Source organism: Rhizobium quercicola (genome assembly GCF_021168455.1).
GTDB classification, from domain to species: Bacteria; Pseudomonadota; Alphaproteobacteria; order Rhizobiales; family Rhizobiaceae; genus Ferranicluibacter; species Ferranicluibacter quercicola.
Genome location: NZ_JAJOZR010000008.1, coordinates 218,302 through 235,949 on the forward strand (window position 1 = coordinate 218,302; position 17,648 = coordinate 235,949).

Genomic DNA, 17,648 nt, shown 5'->3' on the forward strand with positions numbered 1-17,648 from the left:
CTGCGTCAGTTGTTCGTGATGGAAATCGTGGTGTCCGGCGGAGCTGTGCTGAGCCCCCTATAGTCCTCGATGACCTGGCCGCGCCGGGCGGCATCGATCGGCGATTGCGCCTGCGGCCCGAGCAGATCCGTGGGATTGGCGATCTGGGCTGCGAGGTTGGACTGGCTGGCGCAGCCGAAATTGCTCCAGTTGCGGTTTTGGGTCGTGTTGCTGACGAGGTCTTCCGGCCAGGCGCCGCAGGGGCCCGTCGAGGCGGTGATGGCGGTGAAGCTCAGGCGCACGGGCGCGGCATCGCCGCTGCCGGCCGCGTCGTAGCGGGTTTCCAGAAGCCGGTTTGCCGGAACGCCGGTCTGGACGAGGATCGCCCGGATATCCCGGCGCACGGAATCGACCGCGGCGCCATTGCGCGAGCCGCTCGGCAGCATGATCTGGACGACGCCGTTGGCCGAGCCGCGATAGGTCTGGGCAAAGCCCTTGATGACCTCGCGCGTGCCGACGGGAAGCCGGCGGTCGCTGGAGGCGATGGGAATGTCGATCGCCCGTTCGCTTTCGCCCACGACGATCGGATGCCGGGTGCGGTAATCGTCGGGAATGGCGCCCGTCGACAGGTCGTCGCGCCGGGCACAGGCGGCAAGGCTTGCCGCGATGCCGAGGCCGAGCAGAGCGATACGGGCCATGCGGGAGGGGGCGATGCGGGATGGAGACGGCATGGCCGAACGCCTTTCGAACGGGGGGAGCGCACTCACTGATGTCATGTCCGTTCCCGCCTATTTGTAAATGAAGCCGACATTGCCGTGGTACTGCCCGACCGGCTGGGCGCCACGGTTGCCGTAGATGCGATTGACTTCGCCCAGGAAGAAGCCCGGAAGATCGGCGGACGGGTTGAAATTGTCGTCCGGCCGGGAGATCTGGTTGCGGGCGACGGGGCGCACGAGATAGGGCGTGGCGATGATGACCAGTTCGGTCTCGTTGCGCTGGAAATCCCGGGAGCGGAACAGCGTTCCGAAGATCGGGATCTTGGCAAAGCCCGGGACACCGGAAATGGCCTGGCGGATGTTGTCCTGAACGAGACCGCCGATGACGATCGAGCCGCCGGAGGGAAGCTCGACGCTGGTGGAGGCCTCGCGCTTGCGGATCGACATGTAGTTCTGGCCGGGAATTCTCTGAAAGCTGCCGCTGACGACACTGCCTTCGAAGGTCGGTTCGGACACGTTCGTCTCGATGTCGAGCGCAATACGTCCGGGTCCGAGAACGACCGGCTTGAAATTCAGCTCGACGCCGTATTCGACGGTTTCGACCTTTCGTTCCAGCACGGGTTCCATCTGCCCGGTCACTTCGTTCTTTTTCGTCGTCACCTCCTGACCGGCCGGAAGACGGTAGTCTCCGCCGACGAAGAACTTGGCGCTCTTGCCCGAGATGGCCGTCAGACTGGGTTCAGCCAGCGTTCGCATGACGCCCGCCTGCTCCATCGCGTTGATGGAACTGGCAAGGCCAATGGCTCCGCCGGCAATGCTTCCTCTGACGATGGACGATGCGGGATTGATGGCATTGCCCAGATTGGCGGGGTTTTGGAACGTGATCTCCGCGTTCTTGCCTGCAACGTCCCCCGAAAAGCCAAGCTGCTTGAGGATCTGACGCGAAACTTCCGCGACCGTCACCTTCAACATTACCTGATCTTCGCCATCAATGGTCAGGAGATTGACAATTTGAGACTGCTGGCGGTCTTCTGCGTAGATGTCGGCATCGCCATTGGTGCCCTGCGCAGTGATGTTGCGGGTCGTCGCCTCGCCGCCCTGGAGGAAAGCTTTGGCAAGTCTTTCGGCTTGGCTCGAATCGATCGGCGTGCGGACGGAGCCGGTGAGCACGATGTTGTCCGAGACGATCTCGACGTTGATATCGGAGTCCGGCAGGTAGCGACGAAGATTGGACTGGAGCGTGGAGACGTCGCGCTCGATTTCCAGATCGAGGCTGACGATTTCCTCGCCGCCCGCGCCGAAGATGAAGATGTTGGTCTGACCGACGGACTTGCCGAAGAGATAGATACGGCGGGACGTGCGCGTGACGGCATCGGCAAGCGACGGATCGGCGACGAGGATGTCATGGGCATCCGTCGGCAAATCGATGACGACGGCCTTGTTGAGACCGAGCTTGATGGTCTTCTTGACGCCGGGGCCACTGTCGACGATACGCACGAGCGCACTGTCGGCGGCCTGTGCGACACCGGCAAAGCCCGGCAGAACCGGGACGGCCGTCACGGCCAGCGCCACGGCGAGAACGCCGGCAAGCGGTGCGCTGAGCTTTTTGCCGAACGTCATGGGGCTCTTTCCTCGGCTGTCCATCATTGCATCGCTCCCGTCTTGGTCTCGCCGTCGGAGGAGACGATGGAGCCGGATTTGATCAGCTGGACGGCCGGACGGCTGCCGCCGGAGAGCAGGTAGTCGGCCGCGATCGTGTCGGGTTCCTGCGCGTCGGCGATCGAGCGCAGGGCGAGCGACAGGCGATCGGCCATCTGCTGGGCGACGGCGAGGACCTTGGCCTGATCGGGCGTCAGTTCCAGCGTCGCGGTGGTCCCGAGCACGGTTTTGGAGCCATCGTCCTTCTCCTCGATCTGCTGATCGACGGCGAGGATGCGAACGTTGCTGAGCACGGTTTCCGTGTTGAAGGTCTTGCCCTCGCCCTTGCGGACCATGATGACGTCGACGCGGTCGTTCGGCAGGATGAAGCCGCCGGCGCCGGTGGCAACCGTGATTTCGGTCGAAACCGCGCGTTTGCCGGCCGGCAGGATGGAGGAGAGGATCTGGCCGGAGGCATCGGCGATCTTTTCGGAGCGAACCGGCTCGCCATTGAGAAGCGGCAGGCGAACGACGGACCCCTGCAGTTGCGTGGCCGCATCCGGGCGGGCCTCATCCGTGATGAAGCCATCGACGATTCCGGCCTTCGGCCAGGCCATCCACCGGATGGCATCCGCGCTGAGGCGCGCGCCGACCGGCAGGCTCTTGGCCATGACGAGGACGTTGACGGTCGGCTCGCGCTCGATGACCGGCTCTGCCGTCTCGACGACGGTCGGCCCGGTAATGCTCATCGCCAGCAAGCCGGCAAGGCCGGCCGAAACGACCGCAACCGCCAAAATAAAAACGCGCGCCGGCTTCATCTGATGGACCGAACCCTTCCTTGATCACGCTGGGATCACATGGGAAAAGGCTACGGCGTAAAGGTATAATTAAGGTTAACGAAACCGAATCGATCATGCTTAACGGAGGGTTAAGGCGGACGACCGGGTTGCGCGTCAGCGGATGTGGGCCAGCGCCAGCTGCATGAGGGGGGATTCCGGAAAGGTCAGGAAAGCACCGCAGCCGATGGCGACGCCATAGGGCACCTTGGAGCCATGAAAGAGCTGGGCGGGGACCGGAATGCGGTAGGCGAGGATAAAGTTTTCTTCTTTCCGCAAAAGAAGGATCGCCAGCACGAGAACGCCACCGAGGAAGGAGACGGCCACGAGGAAGGTGAGCAGGCTCATGTTCCAGCCGAACCAGACGGCGCTCGCTGTCAGCAGTTTGGCATCACCGCCGCCCATGACGTTGAAGGCGAAGAGCGCGAAGCACACAGCGAATACCGCAAGGCCGGCCGCGAGATGAAGCCCGATCTGGGTCATGTCGAGCCCGGCCAGCGGGGCGATCAAGACGAAAGCGCCAAGCAGGATCGCGGAGACCCTGTTGGGAATCGTCATCGAGAGAAAGTCGGAACAGGCGGCAAAGGCCAGGCACAGGGGAAAAATGACGAATATGGCAGCCTGAACCATGGGGGACCTTCTTCGAACAAGGCACACTTTAACGATATCCGCCTTAAGGAAGTGCGAAAGCGAAATGCTGCTGTCAGATAAACCGACATAAAAATGGCCGCCTTCCGAAGAAGGCAGCCACGTTAATGCATTGAAGGCACACGCCAGAAATCAAGTCGGCGTTGCGCCTGCGAGCTTCGTCTTGATCGTTGTAAAGGTCGTGTTGATCTGGGTGCCCAGGGCGGTGGCGCCGAGGATCATCGCCAGAGCGATCAGCGATGCGATCAGGCCGTATTCGATGGCGGTCGCGCCGGACTCGTCCTTGAGAAAACGCGCGAAAACTGCGGTCATGTCATTTCTCCTGCTTGAATGTTTCGTGTTCAGCACTCCCTCCGACATGTCTCTGTCGGCCGGTTGCCATGAACTTACAGAGCGCGCATTTCGATCCGCTTAAAAAAGAACGTTAGCGGAAAATGAATGAATCGGCGCAACTTTGAGGGATGTTGCCAATCCTTGCATCTCTCTCTTAAGTCCTTAATCCTTCATTCACCAAAACCACGGATGCTGTGTCATCGGCATCACCGGATCCTGCAGCCTCATGGCCCTTCTCTCGTCTTCCCGCGTCTCTTCCCCTGCCCGTCCGCGCTCGCGCGCCATGCTGTGCGTGGCGCTGTGCCTGGCTGCGGGTGCCGTGGCGCCGGGTTCGGCGATCGCGCAGGATGCCGCGCTGATGAACGTCTATCTCAACCATGCCCGGGTTCTCAAACTCGACCGCAGCGTCAGCCGGGTGATCATCGGCAGCGCCGAGATCGCCGATGCCACCGTTGCCGATGCGCAGACCATCGTTCTCACCGGCAAGGCCGTGGGCACGACGAACATCGTCATTCTCGACGAGAACGACAATCCGATCGTCGATCAGCGCATCCTCGTCTCGACGGACGAAGGCAACACGCTGCGCGTCTATCGCTCGACGGCTCGCGCGGTTCTCACCTGCACGCCGAGCTGCGAAGAGCACTCGAAGAAGTAGGCGTCGCCCGGCACGTCCGTCTCTTCGCTATCCCCGCGTTACGAAGTAGAAACGCTTTCTTGGTAAGCTGGCGTTCACGCGGGATATGGCGGGTACGATGGCGCTGACGAGACGGAACGACGGACAGGATTGCGGGGAAGGCCGGACGGTTGTCGGCCGCTTCGCGCGCGATCGCAAGGGCGCGGCCGCCATCGAATTCGCCATTCTCGTCATTCCCTTCCTCATGGTCATTTTCGCCTCGATCGAGACCTTCGTCGCCTTTACCGGCGAACAGATCCTTGCCAATGCCACCCAGACCATGGCCCGCAAGATCCGCACCGGCCTGCTGCCGGCGACGATGAACCAGAGCGAGTTCCGCGCCGCCTTCTGCAACGAGCTGACGGCCATGCTGAGCTGCTCGACCGGCGAGGTAGGAACACCATCCAAACTGCTGATCGACGTTCGCAGCTATGCAAGCTTCAGCGATATTCCGATCGCCATTCCGCGCAAGGGCGGCGACCTTGACGTCACCGGCTTCAAATACGCGCCCGGCGGTCCCGGATCGATCAACCTGATCCGCGCCTATTACCGCTGGACAGTCGTGACCGATCTCGTGCGTCCCTACATCACCAATCTGCGCCCAGCAGGCAGCTCCATGCCGAACGACTATCTGATGGCGACGACGGCCGCCTTCATGAACGAGAAATTCTGAGATGACCGGCGCAAACCGCACCACCCGCCCGCGTTTCCGTTTCGCTGCCCGGCTCCGCCGCCTGGCGCGCGACCGGCGGGGAACAAGCGGCATCGAATTCGCGCTGATCGCACCGATCCTCCTGATGATCTATCTCGGCGCGTTCGAGCTGTCTGTCGGTTTCAACATGTCGCAGAAGGTATCGCAGGCCACCGGCACGGTCGCCGACATCCTCAGCCAGAAGACCGAGGTGACGCCGAGCGAACTCGACGGCATGAAGAACGTGGCTCTGAGCATCATGGCGCCTTTCTCGATCAGCAAGTACACGCTGAAGGTCTCGGGCATTCGCGTCACCGCGCCGGGCGTCGGGGTCGTCGCCTGGTCGCGCGACGAAAAGGGCGGCACGCCCTATGCCGTCAATGCCGTCGTGTCCGTTCCCTCCGATCTCACCGTGCTCAACACCTTCGTCGTGCGCTCGGAATTCTCCGTTCCCTATGAACTCATGCTGTTCACGCCGCCCGGGATGAAGGAAAATTCGCTGGAGGTCATGAACCTCGCGGAGAACTACTATTACCGACAGCGCGTCGGCCTCGGGATCAGCTGCGCGCTCTGCAAGTAGGAACTGCCGCGCGCCAGGCCGCACGCCCGGTTTGCAAAACGGCAAGGTGCAGCGTATCTCTTGCCGAAGATGATCGGACCCGGTGCCGGGCATCGATATCGGTGGCCGATCCGTCAGGAGAGTGTGGAACGTGCGGGCTTTTCTCTTCGTTCTCGACTCCCTCGGCATCGGCGGCGCGCCGGATGCCGGCGCCTTCGGCGACGAGGGTGCCGACACGCTCGGTCATATCGCCGAATTCTGCGCAGCCGGTGCGGCCGACCGCGCGGGACTGCGCGCCGGGCCGCTGGCCCTTCCCAACATGGCCGCGCGCGGGCTGTTCCATGCCGCCCGCCTGTCGAGCGGCACCCTGCCCGCCGGCGTCACCCTTCCCGAGACCATCGACGGCGTCTATGGCGCGGCCGAGGAGGTTTCGCGGGGCAAGGACACGCCGTCCGGGCACTGGGAGATCGCGGGAACGCCGGTGCGCTTCGACTGGGGATATTTTCCCGCGACGGGCGACGCCTTTCCGGAGGCTCTGGTCGCCCGCATCTGCGACGAGGGTGGTGTTCCCGGCATTCTCGGCAATTGCCACGCCTCCGGCACCGACATCATCGCGCGGCTCGGCGAGGCCCACCTACAGACCGGCCGGCCGATCTGCTACACCTCCTCGGATTCCGTCTTTCAGATCGCCGCGCATGAGCAGAGCTTCGGACTTGAGCGCCTCTTGGACCTCTGCCAGACCGTTCGCCGCCTGCTCGACCCCTATAATATCGGGCGGGTGATCGCCCGTCCTTTCCTCGGGCAAACCGCGCAGGATTTCGTGCGGACCGGAAACCGGCGCGACTATTCGGTGCTGCCGCCCGAGCCGACGCTGCTCGACCGGTTGACCGAGGCGGGCCGCACCGTGCACGCCGTCGGCAAGATCGCCGATATCTTCGCCCATCAGGGCATCGGCCGCACCATCAAGGCGAACGGCAACGAAGCGCTCTTCGACGCCAGCCTGACGGCGATCGAGGAGGCCGGCGACGGCGATCTCGTCTTCACCAATTTCGTCGATTTCGACATGCTCTACGGCCATCGCCGGGACGTGGCGGGCTATGCCGCGGCGCTGGAAGCCTTCGACCGGCGGCTGCCGGAGCTCTACGCCGTGCTTGCTCCGGGCGACATCGTCATCCTGACCGGCGACCATGGCTGCGACCCGACCTGGCGGGGCACCGACCATACGCGCGAGCGGGTTCCCGTGCTGCTCTTCGGCCCCGGCATCGCCAGCCGCCCGATCGGCATCGTCCCCGGCTTTGCCGGGATCGGCGAGACGGTGGCCCGGCATCTCGGCATCGCGCCCGGCCCCCATGGAAGGAGTTTCCTGTGACGCTGCATCTCAAGAAGGCGGAACTGCACTGCCATATCGAGGGTGCCGCGCCGCCGGCGCTTGCCCTTGCGCAGGCGGACAAATACGGCGTGGACGTCTCCGGCCTCATCGAGGACGGATCCTATGTCTGGACCGACTTCAGCGAATTCATCGTCTGCTACGACCGCGTCGCTTCGCTGTTTCGCACCGAGGAGGACTATGCGACGCTCGCGGAAACCTACCTGACGGAGCTGAGCGCGGCGGGCACGATCTACAGCGAGATCATCGTTTCGCCCGACCATGGCAACACGATCGGCATCGGTGCCGATGCCTATCTCCGCGGGCTTGCCGCGGGCATCGAGGCGGCGAAGGCTGCAACCGGCATCGAGGGCCGGATGATCATCACCATCATCCGGCATCTCGGTGGGGAACCGGCCGAGCGCACCGCGTTCTATGCCGCCCGGCGGGATCATCCGCTCGTGACCGGCTTCAACCTCGCCGGCGAGGAGCGCATGTACCGGGTCGCGGATTTCGCGCGCGCCTACGACATCGCGCGCGATGCGGGGCTCGGCCTCACCATCCATGCCGGCGAGATGGCGGGCGCCGACAGCGTGCGCGATGCACTCGATATCGTCAGGCCGTCGCGCATCAGCCATGGCGTGCGCGCCATCGAGGATGCCGACCTCGTCCGGCGGATCGCGGCGGAAGGCGTGGTGCTGGAAACCTGCCCCGGCTCCAACATCGCGCTCGGCGTCTTTCCCGGCTTCCATGCCCACCCGCTGCGGGCGCTGCGCGATGCGGGATGCCGGGTCACGCTGAATGCGGACGATCCGCCGTTCTTCCACACGTCGCTCGCCCAGGAATACGACATCGCCTCCGAGGTGATGGGGTTCGCCGACGCGGAGATCGATGCCATGACCCGCACCGCCATCGAGGCCGCCTTCGTCGACGAGGATACGCGGGCCATGCTGCTTTCGAAGCTCTGACCTTCGGCAGACGCCTGATGGCTGGGGACGGCGCCGCGGCGGACTTGCGGCGGCGGGTCTTTCCGTGGAAAAGGAAAGGGTTCCATCCGTCGCGGCAAGAGGCTTCCAGCATGACCAGCGTTACCGTCATCGACCACCCGCTCGTCCAGCACAAGCTGACGATCATGCGCAAGAAGGAAACCTCGACCGCGGGCTTCCGCCGGCTGCTGCGCGAGATCTCCACGCTGCTCTGCTACGAGGTGACGCGCGATCTGGAGCTGACGATGGAGACCATCGAGACGCCCATGCAGCAGATCCAGGCACCGGTGCTCGAGGGCAAGAAGCTGGTGTTCGCCTCGATCCTGCGGGCCGGCAACGGCCTTCTCGAAGGCATGCTGGAACTGGTGCCCTCCGCGCGCGTCTCGCATGTCGGCGTCTATCGCGACCATGAAACGCTCGAAGCGGTCGAGTATTACTTCAAGGCGCCGGAGAACATGGCGGAGCGGCTGGTGATCGTCGTCGATCCGATGCTGGCGACCGGCAATTCCTCGATCGCCGCCATCGACAAGCTGAAAGAGCGCGGCGCCGTGAACCTGCGGTTCCTCTGCCTGCTCGCGGCCCCCGAAGGCATTGCCAATTTCCACGCCGTCCACCCCGACGTGCCGATCTTCACCGCCGCCATCGACAGCCATCTCAACGAGAAGGGCTACATCATGCCCGGTCTCGGCGACGCCGGCGACCGGATGTACGGAACGAAGTAAGATCCGTTAACCCTCAAACCCTGAGGGAACGGGACGGCCGCGCCGTGTTGGCGTCTTCTTAAAGACCCTGCGCGATAGAAAGGGACGAACGTCCTTTCGCTGCGGAGTTGCGGGCAATGATGAGCCGCGTGCTGATGATCGCAGGCCTTGCCGGTCTCTGCGCCTACACCCTGCCGACCCTCACCGGCCGGTATCTCGACCGGACGCCCGCACGGACCTCGGCCCTGCCGGCCAAACCGGCTGCTGCCGATCCGGCGATGCGGGCGGCCGCGGGCGCGCGTGAGGTGGTGCTGCCGGCCGGACCGGGCGGGCATTTTAGCACGACGCTCGACATCAACGGCCGCAGCGTTCGCGGCTTGATCGACACGGGCGCGACCGTGGTCGCGCTGAACGAGAGCACCGCACGACGGATCGGCCTCTCGCTCTCCACGCTCGACTATTCCATCTCCGTTTCCACCGCGAACGGCCTGGCGAAGGCGGCCTCCGTGACGTTGAAGCGGATCAAGGTCGGCAACATCGCCGTCGAGAATGTCGCGGCCATGGTGCTGCCGGATACGGCCCTGTCCGACACGCTGGTCGGCATGAGCTTCCTCAACCGTCTCTCATCCTTTGCCGTCGAAGACGGAGCCTTGCGCCTCAGGCGCTAAGCCCCCGGCGCTGACCTCAGGCGGTGAGGCGCGACAGGATGATGGGCCGCGTGGCAGGCGCGCCCTCCTCGATCGTGTAGGCTGGGATGAACGCCTTCGCCGCGTCTTCTGCAGCGGCGTCATTTGCGGCGTGGACGCGGGCAAGGGCCTGTCCGGCCTCCACACGCGTGCCGAGCGGCAGAATATCGGAAAAGCCGACGCTGTGATCGATCGACTGATCGGCGCGGGTGCGTCCGCCACCAAGCGCGATAACCGAGAGGCCGATGGCACGGGCGTCGCATGTGCCGAGAACGCCCGCACGGTCGGCCGCAATCGGCCGGATGACCGGTGCTGCGGCCAGATAGGCGTCCGGACGCTCCACGAAATCCACAGGCCCGCCCAGCGCCGAGACCATGCGGCCGAAGATGTCGAGGGCCGCGCCGCTTTCCAGCGCCCGCCGCGCCGCATCCTGGCTTTCGACCGGGCCCGAGGTGACGCCGGCCACCAGCAGCATTTCGGACGCCAGCGCCATGACGACCTGTTCCAGGCGCGTGCCCTGTTTCTCGCCGCGCAGGAAAGCGAGGCAATTGAGGATTTCCAGCGCATTGCCGACGGCATCGGCCAGCGGCTCGCTCATGTCGGTGATGAGAGCCGTGGTGCGCAGCCCCGCGCCGTTGGCGACATCCACCAGCGAGCGGGCGAGGATCTCGGCCTCCGACAGGGAGGCCATGAAGGCGCCGCTGCCGACCTTGACGTCGAGCACGAGGGAGCCGAGGCCGGCCGCGAGCTTCTTGGACAGGATGGAGGCCGTGATCAACGGCACGGAATCCACGGTCGCGGTGATGTCGCGGATCGCGTAGAGCCTGCGGTCGGCCGGTGCGAGATCCGCGGTCTGCCCGATGATGGCGCAACCCACGTTTTCCACGACGCGGCCCAGGGTCTCGGCGGACGGCGCGATATGATAGCCGGGAATGGATTCGAGCTTGTCGAGCGTGCCGCCGGTATGCCCGAGGCCGCGGCCGGAAATCATGGGGACGACGAGGCCGCAGGCGGCCAGGATCGGCGCGAGCATGAGCGAGACATTGTCGCCCACACCGCCGGTCGAATGCTTGTCGGCGACCGGGCGGCCGAGCGCGTGATAGTCGAGCACCGTGCCGCTGTCGCGCATGGCAACCGTCAGCGCCACCGTCTCGGCGCTGGTCATACCGGAAAACCATGTCGCCATGGCGAAGGCCGCCACCTGTGCGTCGCCAATGGAGCCGTCGGCCATGCCGGCGACGAAATCGGCGATCTCGCTCGGCGCAAGGGCGAGGCGATCGCGTTTGCGGCGGATGATTTCTTGCGGGATCATCGCCTCAATACGCCGCTGGTGCGGCAAGGGACTCACGCCCCTCGATGACCGACAGGATATCGCCGAGCAGGCCCGACGCCCCGAAGCGGAAGGTCGAGGGCATCAGCCAGTCGGGCCCGTGAATGGTGGCGGCGAGCGTCAGATAAAGCCGGGCGTCCGCCACGGTCCTGACGCCGCCGGCCGGCTTGAAGCCCACCCGGCGGCCCATCTCGCGGATGGCGGTCAGCATGATGTCGGCCGCTTCCAGCGTCGCGTTGACGGCGACCTTGCCGGTGGAGGTCTTGATGAAATCGGCACCCTCCTGAATGGCGAGGTGCGAGGCGTTGCGGATCAGCCCGCGCTCCCTCAGCTCGCCCGTCTCCAGAATCGTCTTGAGAACCACAGTTTCCCCGCAGGCCGCGCGGACGGCGCGGATCATCTCGCGCACCGCCTCTTCGTCGCCGGCCATCAAGGCGCGATAGGGAATGACGAGGTCGATCTCGTCGGCCCCGTCGGCGATCGCGCCGGTGGTCTCGGCCACAACGTCATCCACCGGCAGGTCGCCCGAGGGAAAATTGACGACGGTTGCGATGCGCACCGGGCTCGACGCCCCGAGAATGCCGCGGGCCTGTGCCACGAAGCGCGGCCAGATGCAGATGGCGGCAACGGGCCCATGCGGCGTGCGCGCCCGGGCGCACAGCGCCTCGATGGCCTCAGGCGTGCAGTCGTCACTCAGATCGGTCAGGTCGAGCAGGGACAGCGCGAGAGAGGCGAGCTGCCGGTTGCTGGCTTCCAGTGTCATAGGTGCCTCCCTTGGGCGGGTTCGGTCCTGATGCGGTAGAGGTTTTGGTGCCGTTTGGCAAAGCCAATCGCGGCCTCGCAAGCCGTGAGAGACTTGGGAACCTCGGAGAGGACGCTCAGCCGATGGTGTCGGTGGCGAAGGAATGCGGCAGGAGGTCCGACAGGGTCACCGTCTTCCTCACCCCGGTCTCGTCGCAGAGATAGATCGGCGTGCCGGCTTCGGCAAATTCCGACAGGCGCTGACGGCAGCCGCCGCAGGGCGGGCAGAGCGGCAGCTTTTCGGCGATGACGGCGACTTCTCGGATTTTGCGGGCGCCGCCCATGATCATGTGGCTGATCGCCGTGGTTTCGGCACACCAGCCCTCGGGAAAAGAGAGGTTCTCGATATTGGCGCCGGCATAGATCGTGCCGTCCTCGGCGCGGATGGCCGCGCCGACGGGGAACTTGGAATAGGGTGCATGGGCGAGCGCCATGGCCTTGCGGGCAGCTTCGAAGAGATCGGTCGCCATGGGATCAGCGCTCCTTGACATAGGGGACACCGCCGGCCTTGGGCGGCACGGCCTTGCCGATGAAGCCCGCGAGCAGGATGACGGTGAGAATATAGGGCAGCGCCTGCATGAGCTGCACCGGGACCTGGCCGATGAGCGGCAGCGGATTGCCCTGCAGGCGGATGGCCAGCGCATCGAGGAAGCCGAAGAGCAGGCAGGCGAGCATGACGTTGAGCGGCTTCCATTTGGCGAAGATCAGCGCGGCGAGCGCGATATAGCCCTTGCCGGCCGTCATGCCCTTGACGAAGCCGGCGGTCATGGCGAGCGACAGGTAGGCGCCGCCGAGGCCCGCGAGAATGCCGCAGCAGATGACGGCGCGATAGCGCATCCAGACGACCGAGATGCCGGCCGTATCCACCGCGCCCGGATTTTCGCCGACGGCGCGCAGGCGCAGGCCGAAGCGGGTGCGGTAGAGGATCCACCAGGTGATCGGCACCATGGCGAAGGCGAGGTAGGTGAGGAAGAAGTGGCCGGAGATGAGATCGGCATAGATCGGCCCGATGACGGGAACCGGGCGGATCTCCTCGGCGAAGGGGAAGGTGATGGTCGCGAACCGGGCGTCTCCGGCCAGCGCCGGGGTGCGGCCGCCCTGGCGGAACCAGGCTTCGCCCAGAATGACGGTGGAGCCGAAGACGATGAAGTTGATCGCCACGCCCGAGACGATCTGGCTGCCGCGCTGGGTGATGGAGGCATAGCCGTGCACGAGCGACAGGAGGACCGAGATGAGGATGGCGGCGAGAAGCCCGGCCCAGACCGAGCCGCTGACGGCCGCGACCGCACCGGCGGCGAAGGCGGCGCCCAGCATCTTGCCCTCGAGCCCGATGTCGAAGACACCGGCGCGCTCGGTGAAGAGGCCGCCGAGGGCTGCGAAGATCAGGGGTACGGAGACGCGGATGGTCGATTCCAGCACCGTCACCAGCATGTGAAAGACATCCATGGATCAGGCTCCCTTGGCGGCTGACGATGCAGATCCGCGGCTTGCGACAGAGGCGAAGATGCGGCCGATCGCCGGGCGGAACATGTTTTCGAGCGCACCGGCGAAGAGGATGACGAGGCCCTGGATGATGACGATCATGTCGCGCGAGATGGTGGGCATCTCGAAGGCGATTTCGGCGCCGCCCTGATAGAGCATGCCGAAGAGGATGGCGGCGGGAATGATGCCGGCCGGGTGCGAGCGCCCCATGAGGGCGACCGCGATGCCGACGAAGCCGGCGCCCTGCACGAAATCGAGCTGCATGCGGAACTGCTCGCCCATGATCGGGTTCAGCGCCATCATGCCGCAGAGCCCGCCCGAGATCATCATGGCGATGACGGTGATGCGCGCATCCTTGATGCCGGCATAGCGGGCGGCCGAGGGGCTATGACCCATGACGCGCATTTCGTAGCCGAGCCGGGTGCGCCAGATCAAAAGCCAGCAGCCGAAGGCCGCAAGCAAAGCCAGCAGAAACGAGATGTTGAACGGCGCATTGCCGATATCGAGCCCGAAAAGGCCGAGCAGCCAGTCGAGCTTCGGCAGCTGCCCGCCGGCCTCGAAGGTGCGCGTCTGCGGCGCCATGGAGCCGAGCGGCTTGAGCACCCGCGTCAGCAGATAGACCATCAGGCTCGAGGCGATGAAGTTGAACATGATGGTGGTGATGACGATGTGGCTGCCGCGTTTGGCCTGAAGCCAGCCGGGCAGGAACGCCCACAGCGCGCCGAAGGCGGCCGAACCGAGGATCGCCAGGGGAAAGACGACGTACCAGGGCGTGATGCGGTCGAGCCAGAGGCAGACGAGCGCGACGCCGATGCCGCCGACATAGGCCTGTCCCTCGCCGCCGATGTTGAAGAGGCCGGCATGCGAGGCGACCGCGACCGCAAGGCCGGTGAAGATGAAGGTCGTGGCGTAGTAGAGCGTGAAGCCGATATATTCGCCGCGGCCGAAAGCGCCGTTGATCAGGTGGTAGGCGGCCTCCAGCGGGCTTTCGCCAACGAGGAGCACCACGAGACCGGCCACAAGAAAGGCGACGACGAGATTGACGAGCGGGATGAGACCGTATTCGGCCCAGCCGGGCAGCGTGGCGTAAGGGTTGCTCACCGGGCGGCCTCCATGCGGTTTTCGACGCGGTTTTCGACACCGGCCATCAGCAGGCCGAGGTCGCCCTCGCCGGCGTCGGACGTCCGCTCGCCGACGACGCGGCCGGCGAACATCACGAGGATCCGGTCCGACAAAGCGCGGATCTCGTCGAGCTCGACCGAGACCAGGAGAACGGCCTTGCCCTGGTCGCGCATCTCGATGATCCGCTTGTGAATGAATTCGATGGCGCCGACATCGACGCCGCGGGTGGGCTGGCCGATGATCAGCACATCGGGATTGCGCTCCATCTCGCGCGCCAGCACGATCTTCTGCTGATTGCCGCCGGAAAAATTCGCCGTCTTCAGGCGCGGGTTCGGCGGACGAATATCGTATCTGGCGATATTCGCCTCCGCATCCGCCCGCATCGCGGCGATATCGAGCAGGGCGCCCTTCTTGTAGGCGGGATCGCGGTGATAGCCGAGAATGGCGTTCTCGCTCTCCTCGAACTTCAGCACGAGGCCGACATGATGGCGGTCTTCCGGAACGTGGGCGAGGCCGCGCGTGCGCAGCTCGGCCGGGTCGGCAAGGCCGGTGACATCGACCGTGGAGCCATTGAGTTCCACCGTGCCGCCGGTCGCGCGGCGGATGCCGGCAATGGCCTCGAGAAGCTCGGACTGGCCATTGCCTGCGACGCCGGCAATCCCGACGATCTCGCCGGCCCGGATGTCGAAGGAAACATCGTCGACCATGGTGACGCCGCGGCCGTCGCGAACCGTGAGGTTGCGCACCGAAAGCTTGACGTCGCCGGGGCGGGCCTCACCCTTTTCCACCCGCAGCAGAACGCGCCGTCCGACCATCAGCTCGGCCAGCTCCTCGACCGAGGTCCTGTCCGTCGCGCGCGTGGCGACCATCTCGCCGCGGCGCATGACGGAGACCTCGTCGGTGACGGCCATGATCTCGCGCAGCTTGTGGGTGATCAGGATGATCGTCTTGCCCTCGTTCTTCAGCTGCTCGAGAATGCGGAACAGGTGATCGGCCTCCGGCGGCGTCAGAACGCCCGTGGGCTCATCGAGAATGAGGATATCGGCCTTGCGGTAGAGGGCTTTGAGGATCTCGACGCGCTGCTGCAGGCCGACCGGCAGCTCCTCGATGATGGCATCGGGATTGACCTCCAGCGCATATTCCTTCTCCAGCCGCTTCAGCTCGATGCGGGCCTTGGAGATCGAGGCGTTGAGCACCGGGCTGTCCTCGGCACCGAGCATGACGTTTTCCAGCACGGTGAAGTTCTCGACCAGCATGAAATGCTGGTGCACCATGCCGATGCCGCTCGCGATCGCCGCGTTCGGGTCCCTGATCGTCAGCACCTTGCCATCGACGAGGATATCGCCGCGATCGGCCTGATAGAAGCCGTAGAGAATCGACATCAGGGTCGATTTCCCGGCACCGTTCTCGCCGATGATCCCGTGGATCGTGCCCTTCTTGACGACGAGGTTGATATTTTTGTTGGCGTGGACAGGGCCGAAGCTCTTGTCGATGCCCCGAAGCTCAATCGCGATATCGCTCATGGCAGCCGCATCCCGTTCCCGGCACCCGTTGTCGGCAGGCCGTGCCGCCGGGTGCTTGCTTGATTGTCCGACCGCCCGCTTTAAGGAAAGCGGGAAGCCTAAGGCTAACATCGATCATGGCGATCGGAAGCGCTAAATCAGCGGATCGGCTGTTTCGCGTTTGACCTTCCGCCGGGCGGACCCTCTATAGCGAGAGCAGACGATCCGCCAGTGACAAAGAGAGGATGACGATCATGACGAGCGACGAGACACGGATGACGGCCATCGAGGAAACGATCGCGCATCAGGCCCGCGTGATCGAGGACCTGTCGCAGCAGCTTGCCGAACAGTGGAAGATCGTGGACCAGGTCCGCTCGAAACTGGACCGGCTGACCGAACGGTTCCTGACACTGGAGGAGACCTCGCTCGAAGCCCCGGCCATCACGCGGCCGCCCCATTACTAGGACGCCATCAACGGGAACGGCGCTGCCGGCCGCACGGACCGACAGCGTTCCCCGTCTCGCGGATCGCCTCAATAGGCGCAGGCTTCGTCCGTCATGTAGTCATGGACCTGGAGCGTGCCGGCGATGATGTCAGCCTTCGCCTTGTCGACGGCCGCCTGCATCTCGGGCGTGATCAGCGCCTTGTTGTTGTCGTCGACGGCATAGCCGACGCCGTCTTCCTTGAGGCCGAGATTGGAGATGCCGGCCTTGAACGTGTCGTTCTTGACGCTCATGAAGCTGTCGTAGACGGCGACGTCGACGCGCTTGATCATGGAGGTCAGGACCTTGCCGGGCTGCATGGCGTTCTGGTTCGAGTCGACGCCGATCCCGAGCTTGCCGGCATCGGCTGCCGCCTGCAGGACGCCGACACCGGTGCCGCCAGCCGCGTGGTAGACGACGTCCGAACCCTGGTCGAACTGCGATTTGGCAATCTCGCCGCCCTTGACCGGGTCGTTCCAGGCTTCCGGCGTCGTGCCGGTATAGGCTTCAAGAACCTTGACGTCGGCGCCGGTGGACTTGGCACCGCCGATATAGCCGCAGGCGAACTTGTGGATCAGCGGAATGTCCATGCCGCCGACGAAGGAAACGGTCTTCGACTTGGAGGCGAGGCCGGCGAGGATGCCGACGAGATAGGACCCTTCCTGCTCCTTGAAGACCACGGACTTCACGTTCGGCTTGTCCACGACCATGTCGATGACGGCGAACTTGGTGTCGGGATATTCGGCGGCGACCTTTTCGAGCGCGGCGGCCCAGGAGAAGCCGGCCATGACGATGGGGCTGTTGCCGTCGCCGGCGAAGCGGCGAAGCGCCTGCTCGCGCTGCGCGTCATTGGCGATTTCGAACTCGCGATAGGCGATGCCGGTTTCGGCCTTGAACTTCTCGGCGCCGTTGAAGGCGGATTCGTTGAAGGATTTGTCGAACTTGCCGCCGAGGTCGTAGATGACCGCGGGCTTGATGTCGGCAGCCAGCGCCGTGGCCGACATCATCGAGAGAGCAAGGAGACCGAGGAGGGTTTTCTTCATTGTGCAGCCCTGTTTGTTACCATGTGTTTTCTGGGTCCTCCCGCACGCTTCTCTTGTATCGGAAGCATGTCTGC

General features: G+C 64.7%; 20 protein-coding genes. 8 read left to right on the forward strand and 12 right to left on the reverse strand.

Annotation, left to right across the window (positions count from 1 at the left end; all coding sequences use genetic code 11):
- Nucleotides 1-5: 5 nt before the first annotated feature.
- From LRX75_RS14190 to LRX75_RS14210, 5 genes are all read right to left on the reverse strand, one after another.
- Nucleotides 6-692, reverse strand: coding sequence for a CpaD family pilus assembly protein (locus tag LRX75_RS14190; protein ID WP_420851206.1), 687 nt, complete (start codon nucleotides 690-692; stop codon nucleotides 6-8).
- Between the two features lie 75 nt (nucleotides 693-767).
- The gene (locus tag LRX75_RS14195) at nucleotides 768-2,315 is read right to left on the reverse strand and encodes a type II and III secretion system protein family protein (RefSeq protein ID WP_231815371.1); all 1,548 of its coding nucleotides are present in this window, start codon (nucleotides 2,313-2,315) and stop codon (nucleotides 768-770) included.
- 23 nt (nucleotides 2,316-2,338) lie between these two features.
- Nucleotides 2,339-3,151 carry a Flp pilus assembly protein CpaB gene (cpaB, locus tag LRX75_RS14200; protein ID WP_113149567.1) on the reverse strand — a complete coding sequence of 271 codons (813 nt, stop codon included), beginning with the start codon at nucleotides 3,149-3,151 and terminating at the stop codon, nucleotides 2,339-2,341.
- Between the two features lie 135 nt (nucleotides 3,152-3,286).
- Entirely contained in the window at nucleotides 3,287-3,799 is a 513-nt protein-coding gene (locus LRX75_RS14205; protein WP_231815372.1) for an A24 family peptidase, read from the reverse strand.
- 150 nt (nucleotides 3,800-3,949) lie between these two features.
- Nucleotides 3,950-4,129 (reverse strand): Flp family type IVb pilin, encoded by a 180-nt coding sequence (locus LRX75_RS14210; RefSeq protein ID WP_132711954.1) that lies wholly within the window; start codon nucleotides 4,127-4,129, stop codon nucleotides 3,950-3,952.
- A 304-nt stretch (nucleotides 4,130-4,433) separates the two neighbouring features.
- On the opposite strand from LRX75_RS14210, the gene LRX75_RS14215 reads away from it, so the two are divergent.
- The 7 genes from LRX75_RS14215 (at nucleotide 4,434) to LRX75_RS14245 (ending at nucleotide 9,794) form a co-directional block, all read left to right on the forward strand.
- On the forward strand, nucleotides 4,434-4,805 hold the full coding sequence (locus tag LRX75_RS14215) for a pilus assembly protein N-terminal domain-containing protein (RefSeq protein WP_231815480.1): 372 nt from the start codon (nucleotides 4,434-4,436) through the stop codon (nucleotides 4,803-4,805).
- Between the two features lie 97 nt (nucleotides 4,806-4,902).
- Complete coding sequence (locus LRX75_RS14220; protein WP_231815373.1) at nucleotides 4,903-5,496, forward strand: TadE/TadG family type IV pilus assembly protein; 594 nt, start codon at nucleotides 4,903-4,905, stop codon at nucleotides 5,494-5,496.
- Between the two features lies 1 nt (nucleotide 5,497).
- Nucleotides 5,498-6,094 carry a TadE/TadG family type IV pilus assembly protein gene (locus tag LRX75_RS14225; protein ID WP_231815374.1) on the forward strand — a complete coding sequence of 199 codons (597 nt, stop codon included), beginning with the start codon at nucleotides 5,498-5,500 and terminating at the stop codon, nucleotides 6,092-6,094.
- Nucleotides 6,095-6,224: 130 nt separating this feature from the next.
- Nucleotides 6,225-7,442, forward strand: a complete 1,218-nt coding sequence (locus LRX75_RS14230; protein WP_231815375.1) for a phosphopentomutase — start codon at nucleotides 6,225-6,227, stop codon at nucleotides 7,440-7,442.
- Nucleotides 7,439-8,407 (forward strand): adenosine deaminase, encoded by a 969-nt coding sequence (locus LRX75_RS14235; protein ID WP_231815377.1) that lies wholly within the window; start codon nucleotides 7,439-7,441, stop codon nucleotides 8,405-8,407. Before LRX75_RS14230 ends, LRX75_RS14235 begins: the two co-directional genes overlap by 4 nt.
- 110 nt (nucleotides 8,408-8,517) lie before the next feature.
- A complete protein-coding gene (gene upp, locus LRX75_RS14240) occupies nucleotides 8,518-9,147 on the forward strand; it encodes a uracil phosphoribosyltransferase (protein WP_092931268.1) in 630 nt (209 codons plus the stop codon).
- A gap of 116 nt (nucleotides 9,148-9,263) precedes the next feature.
- Nucleotides 9,264-9,794 (forward strand): TIGR02281 family clan AA aspartic protease, encoded by a 531-nt coding sequence (locus LRX75_RS14245; protein ID WP_231815378.1) that lies wholly within the window; start codon nucleotides 9,264-9,266, stop codon nucleotides 9,792-9,794.
- Nucleotides 9,795-9,810: 16 nt separating this feature from the next.
- On the opposite strand, the gene deoA is transcribed toward LRX75_RS14245, so the two are convergent.
- From deoA to LRX75_RS14275, 6 genes are all read right to left on the reverse strand, one after another.
- Nucleotides 9,811-11,124, reverse strand: coding sequence for a thymidine phosphorylase (gene deoA / locus LRX75_RS14250; protein WP_231815379.1), 1,314 nt, complete (start codon nucleotides 11,122-11,124; stop codon nucleotides 9,811-9,813).
- Between the two features lie 4 nt (nucleotides 11,125-11,128).
- Nucleotides 11,129-11,905: a deoxyribose-phosphate aldolase gene (gene deoC, locus LRX75_RS14255; RefSeq protein WP_231815381.1), complete on the reverse strand. Its 777-nt coding sequence runs from the start codon at nucleotides 11,903-11,905 to the stop codon at nucleotides 11,129-11,131.
- A gap of 115 nt (nucleotides 11,906-12,020) precedes the next feature.
- Complete coding sequence (locus tag LRX75_RS14260) at nucleotides 12,021-12,413, reverse strand: cytidine deaminase (protein WP_231815383.1); 393 nt, start codon at nucleotides 12,411-12,413, stop codon at nucleotides 12,021-12,023.
- 4 nt (nucleotides 12,414-12,417) lie between these two features.
- Nucleotides 12,418-13,389: an ABC transporter permease gene (locus LRX75_RS14265; protein WP_231815384.1), complete on the reverse strand. Its 972-nt coding sequence runs from the start codon at nucleotides 13,387-13,389 to the stop codon at nucleotides 12,418-12,420.
- A gap of 3 nt (nucleotides 13,390-13,392) precedes the next feature.
- Nucleotides 13,393-14,526, reverse strand: coding sequence for an ABC transporter permease (locus tag LRX75_RS14270; RefSeq protein ID WP_231815386.1), 1,134 nt, complete (start codon nucleotides 14,524-14,526; stop codon nucleotides 13,393-13,395).
- Entirely contained in the window at nucleotides 14,523-16,070 is a 1,548-nt protein-coding gene (locus tag LRX75_RS14275) for an ABC transporter ATP-binding protein (RefSeq protein ID WP_231815388.1), read from the reverse strand. Before LRX75_RS14275 ends, LRX75_RS14270 begins: the two co-directional genes overlap by 4 nt.
- 233 nt (nucleotides 16,071-16,303) lie before the next feature.
- Here LRX75_RS14275 and LRX75_RS14280 point away from each other — a divergent pair, with 233 nt between their 5' ends.
- Entirely contained in the window at nucleotides 16,304-16,513 is a 210-nt protein-coding gene (locus tag LRX75_RS14280; protein ID WP_231815390.1) for a SlyX family protein, read from the forward strand.
- Nucleotides 16,514-16,581: 68 nt separating this feature from the next.
- Here the strand turns inward: LRX75_RS14280 and LRX75_RS14285 are convergent, their stop codons facing one another.
- Nucleotides 16,582-17,574 carry a BMP family lipoprotein gene (locus tag LRX75_RS14285; protein WP_231815391.1) on the reverse strand — a complete coding sequence of 331 codons (993 nt, stop codon included), beginning with the start codon at nucleotides 17,572-17,574 and terminating at the stop codon, nucleotides 16,582-16,584.
- Nucleotides 17,575-17,648 lie beyond the last annotated feature (74 nt).

Coding starts and splice junctions, on each gene's coding strand:
- LRX75_RS14195 (WP_231815371.1), bottom strand. CDS start 2,315: ATGACGTTCGGCAAAAAGCTCAGCGCACCGCTTGCCGGCGTTCTCGCC.
- cpaB (WP_113149567.1), bottom strand. CDS start 3,151: ATGAAGCCGGCGCGCGTTTTTATTTTGGCGGTTGCGGTCGTTTCGGCC.
- LRX75_RS14205 (WP_231815372.1), bottom strand. CDS start 3,799: ATGGTTCAGGCTGCCATATTCGTCATTTTTCCCCTGTGCCTGGCCTTT.
- LRX75_RS14210 (WP_132711954.1), bottom strand. CDS start 4,129: ATGACCGCAGTTTTCGCGCGTTTTCTCAAGGACGAGTCCGGCGCGACC.
- LRX75_RS14215 (WP_231815480.1), top strand. CDS start 4,434: ATGCTGTGCGTGGCGCTGTGCCTGGCTGCGGGTGCCGTGGCGCCGGGT.
- LRX75_RS14220 (WP_231815373.1), top strand. CDS start 4,903: ATGGCGCTGACGAGACGGAACGACGGACAGGATTGCGGGGAAGGCCGG.
- LRX75_RS14225 (WP_231815374.1), top strand. CDS start 5,498: ATGACCGGCGCAAACCGCACCACCCGCCCGCGTTTCCGTTTCGCTGCC.
- upp (WP_092931268.1), top strand. CDS start 8,518: ATGACCAGCGTTACCGTCATCGACCACCCGCTCGTCCAGCACAAGCTG.
- LRX75_RS14245 (WP_231815378.1), top strand. CDS start 9,264: ATGATGAGCCGCGTGCTGATGATCGCAGGCCTTGCCGGTCTCTGCGCC.
- deoA (WP_231815379.1), bottom strand. CDS start 11,124: ATGATCCCGCAAGAAATCATCCGCCGCAAACGCGATCGCCTCGCCCTT.
- deoC (WP_231815381.1), bottom strand. CDS start 11,905: ATGACACTGGAAGCCAGCAACCGGCAGCTCGCCTCTCTCGCGCTGTCC.
- LRX75_RS14260 (WP_231815383.1), bottom strand. CDS start 12,413: ATGGCGACCGATCTCTTCGAAGCTGCCCGCAAGGCCATGGCGCTCGCC.
- LRX75_RS14265 (WP_231815384.1), bottom strand. CDS start 13,389: ATGGATGTCTTTCACATGCTGGTGACGGTGCTGGAATCGACCATCCGC.
- LRX75_RS14275 (WP_231815388.1), bottom strand. CDS start 16,070: ATGAGCGATATCGCGATTGAGCTTCGGGGCATCGACAAGAGCTTCGGC.
- LRX75_RS14280 (WP_231815390.1), top strand. CDS start 16,304: ATGACGAGCGACGAGACACGGATGACGGCCATCGAGGAAACGATCGCG.
- LRX75_RS14285 (WP_231815391.1), bottom strand. CDS start 17,574: ATGAAGAAAACCCTCCTCGGTCTCCTTGCTCTCTCGATGATGTCGGCC.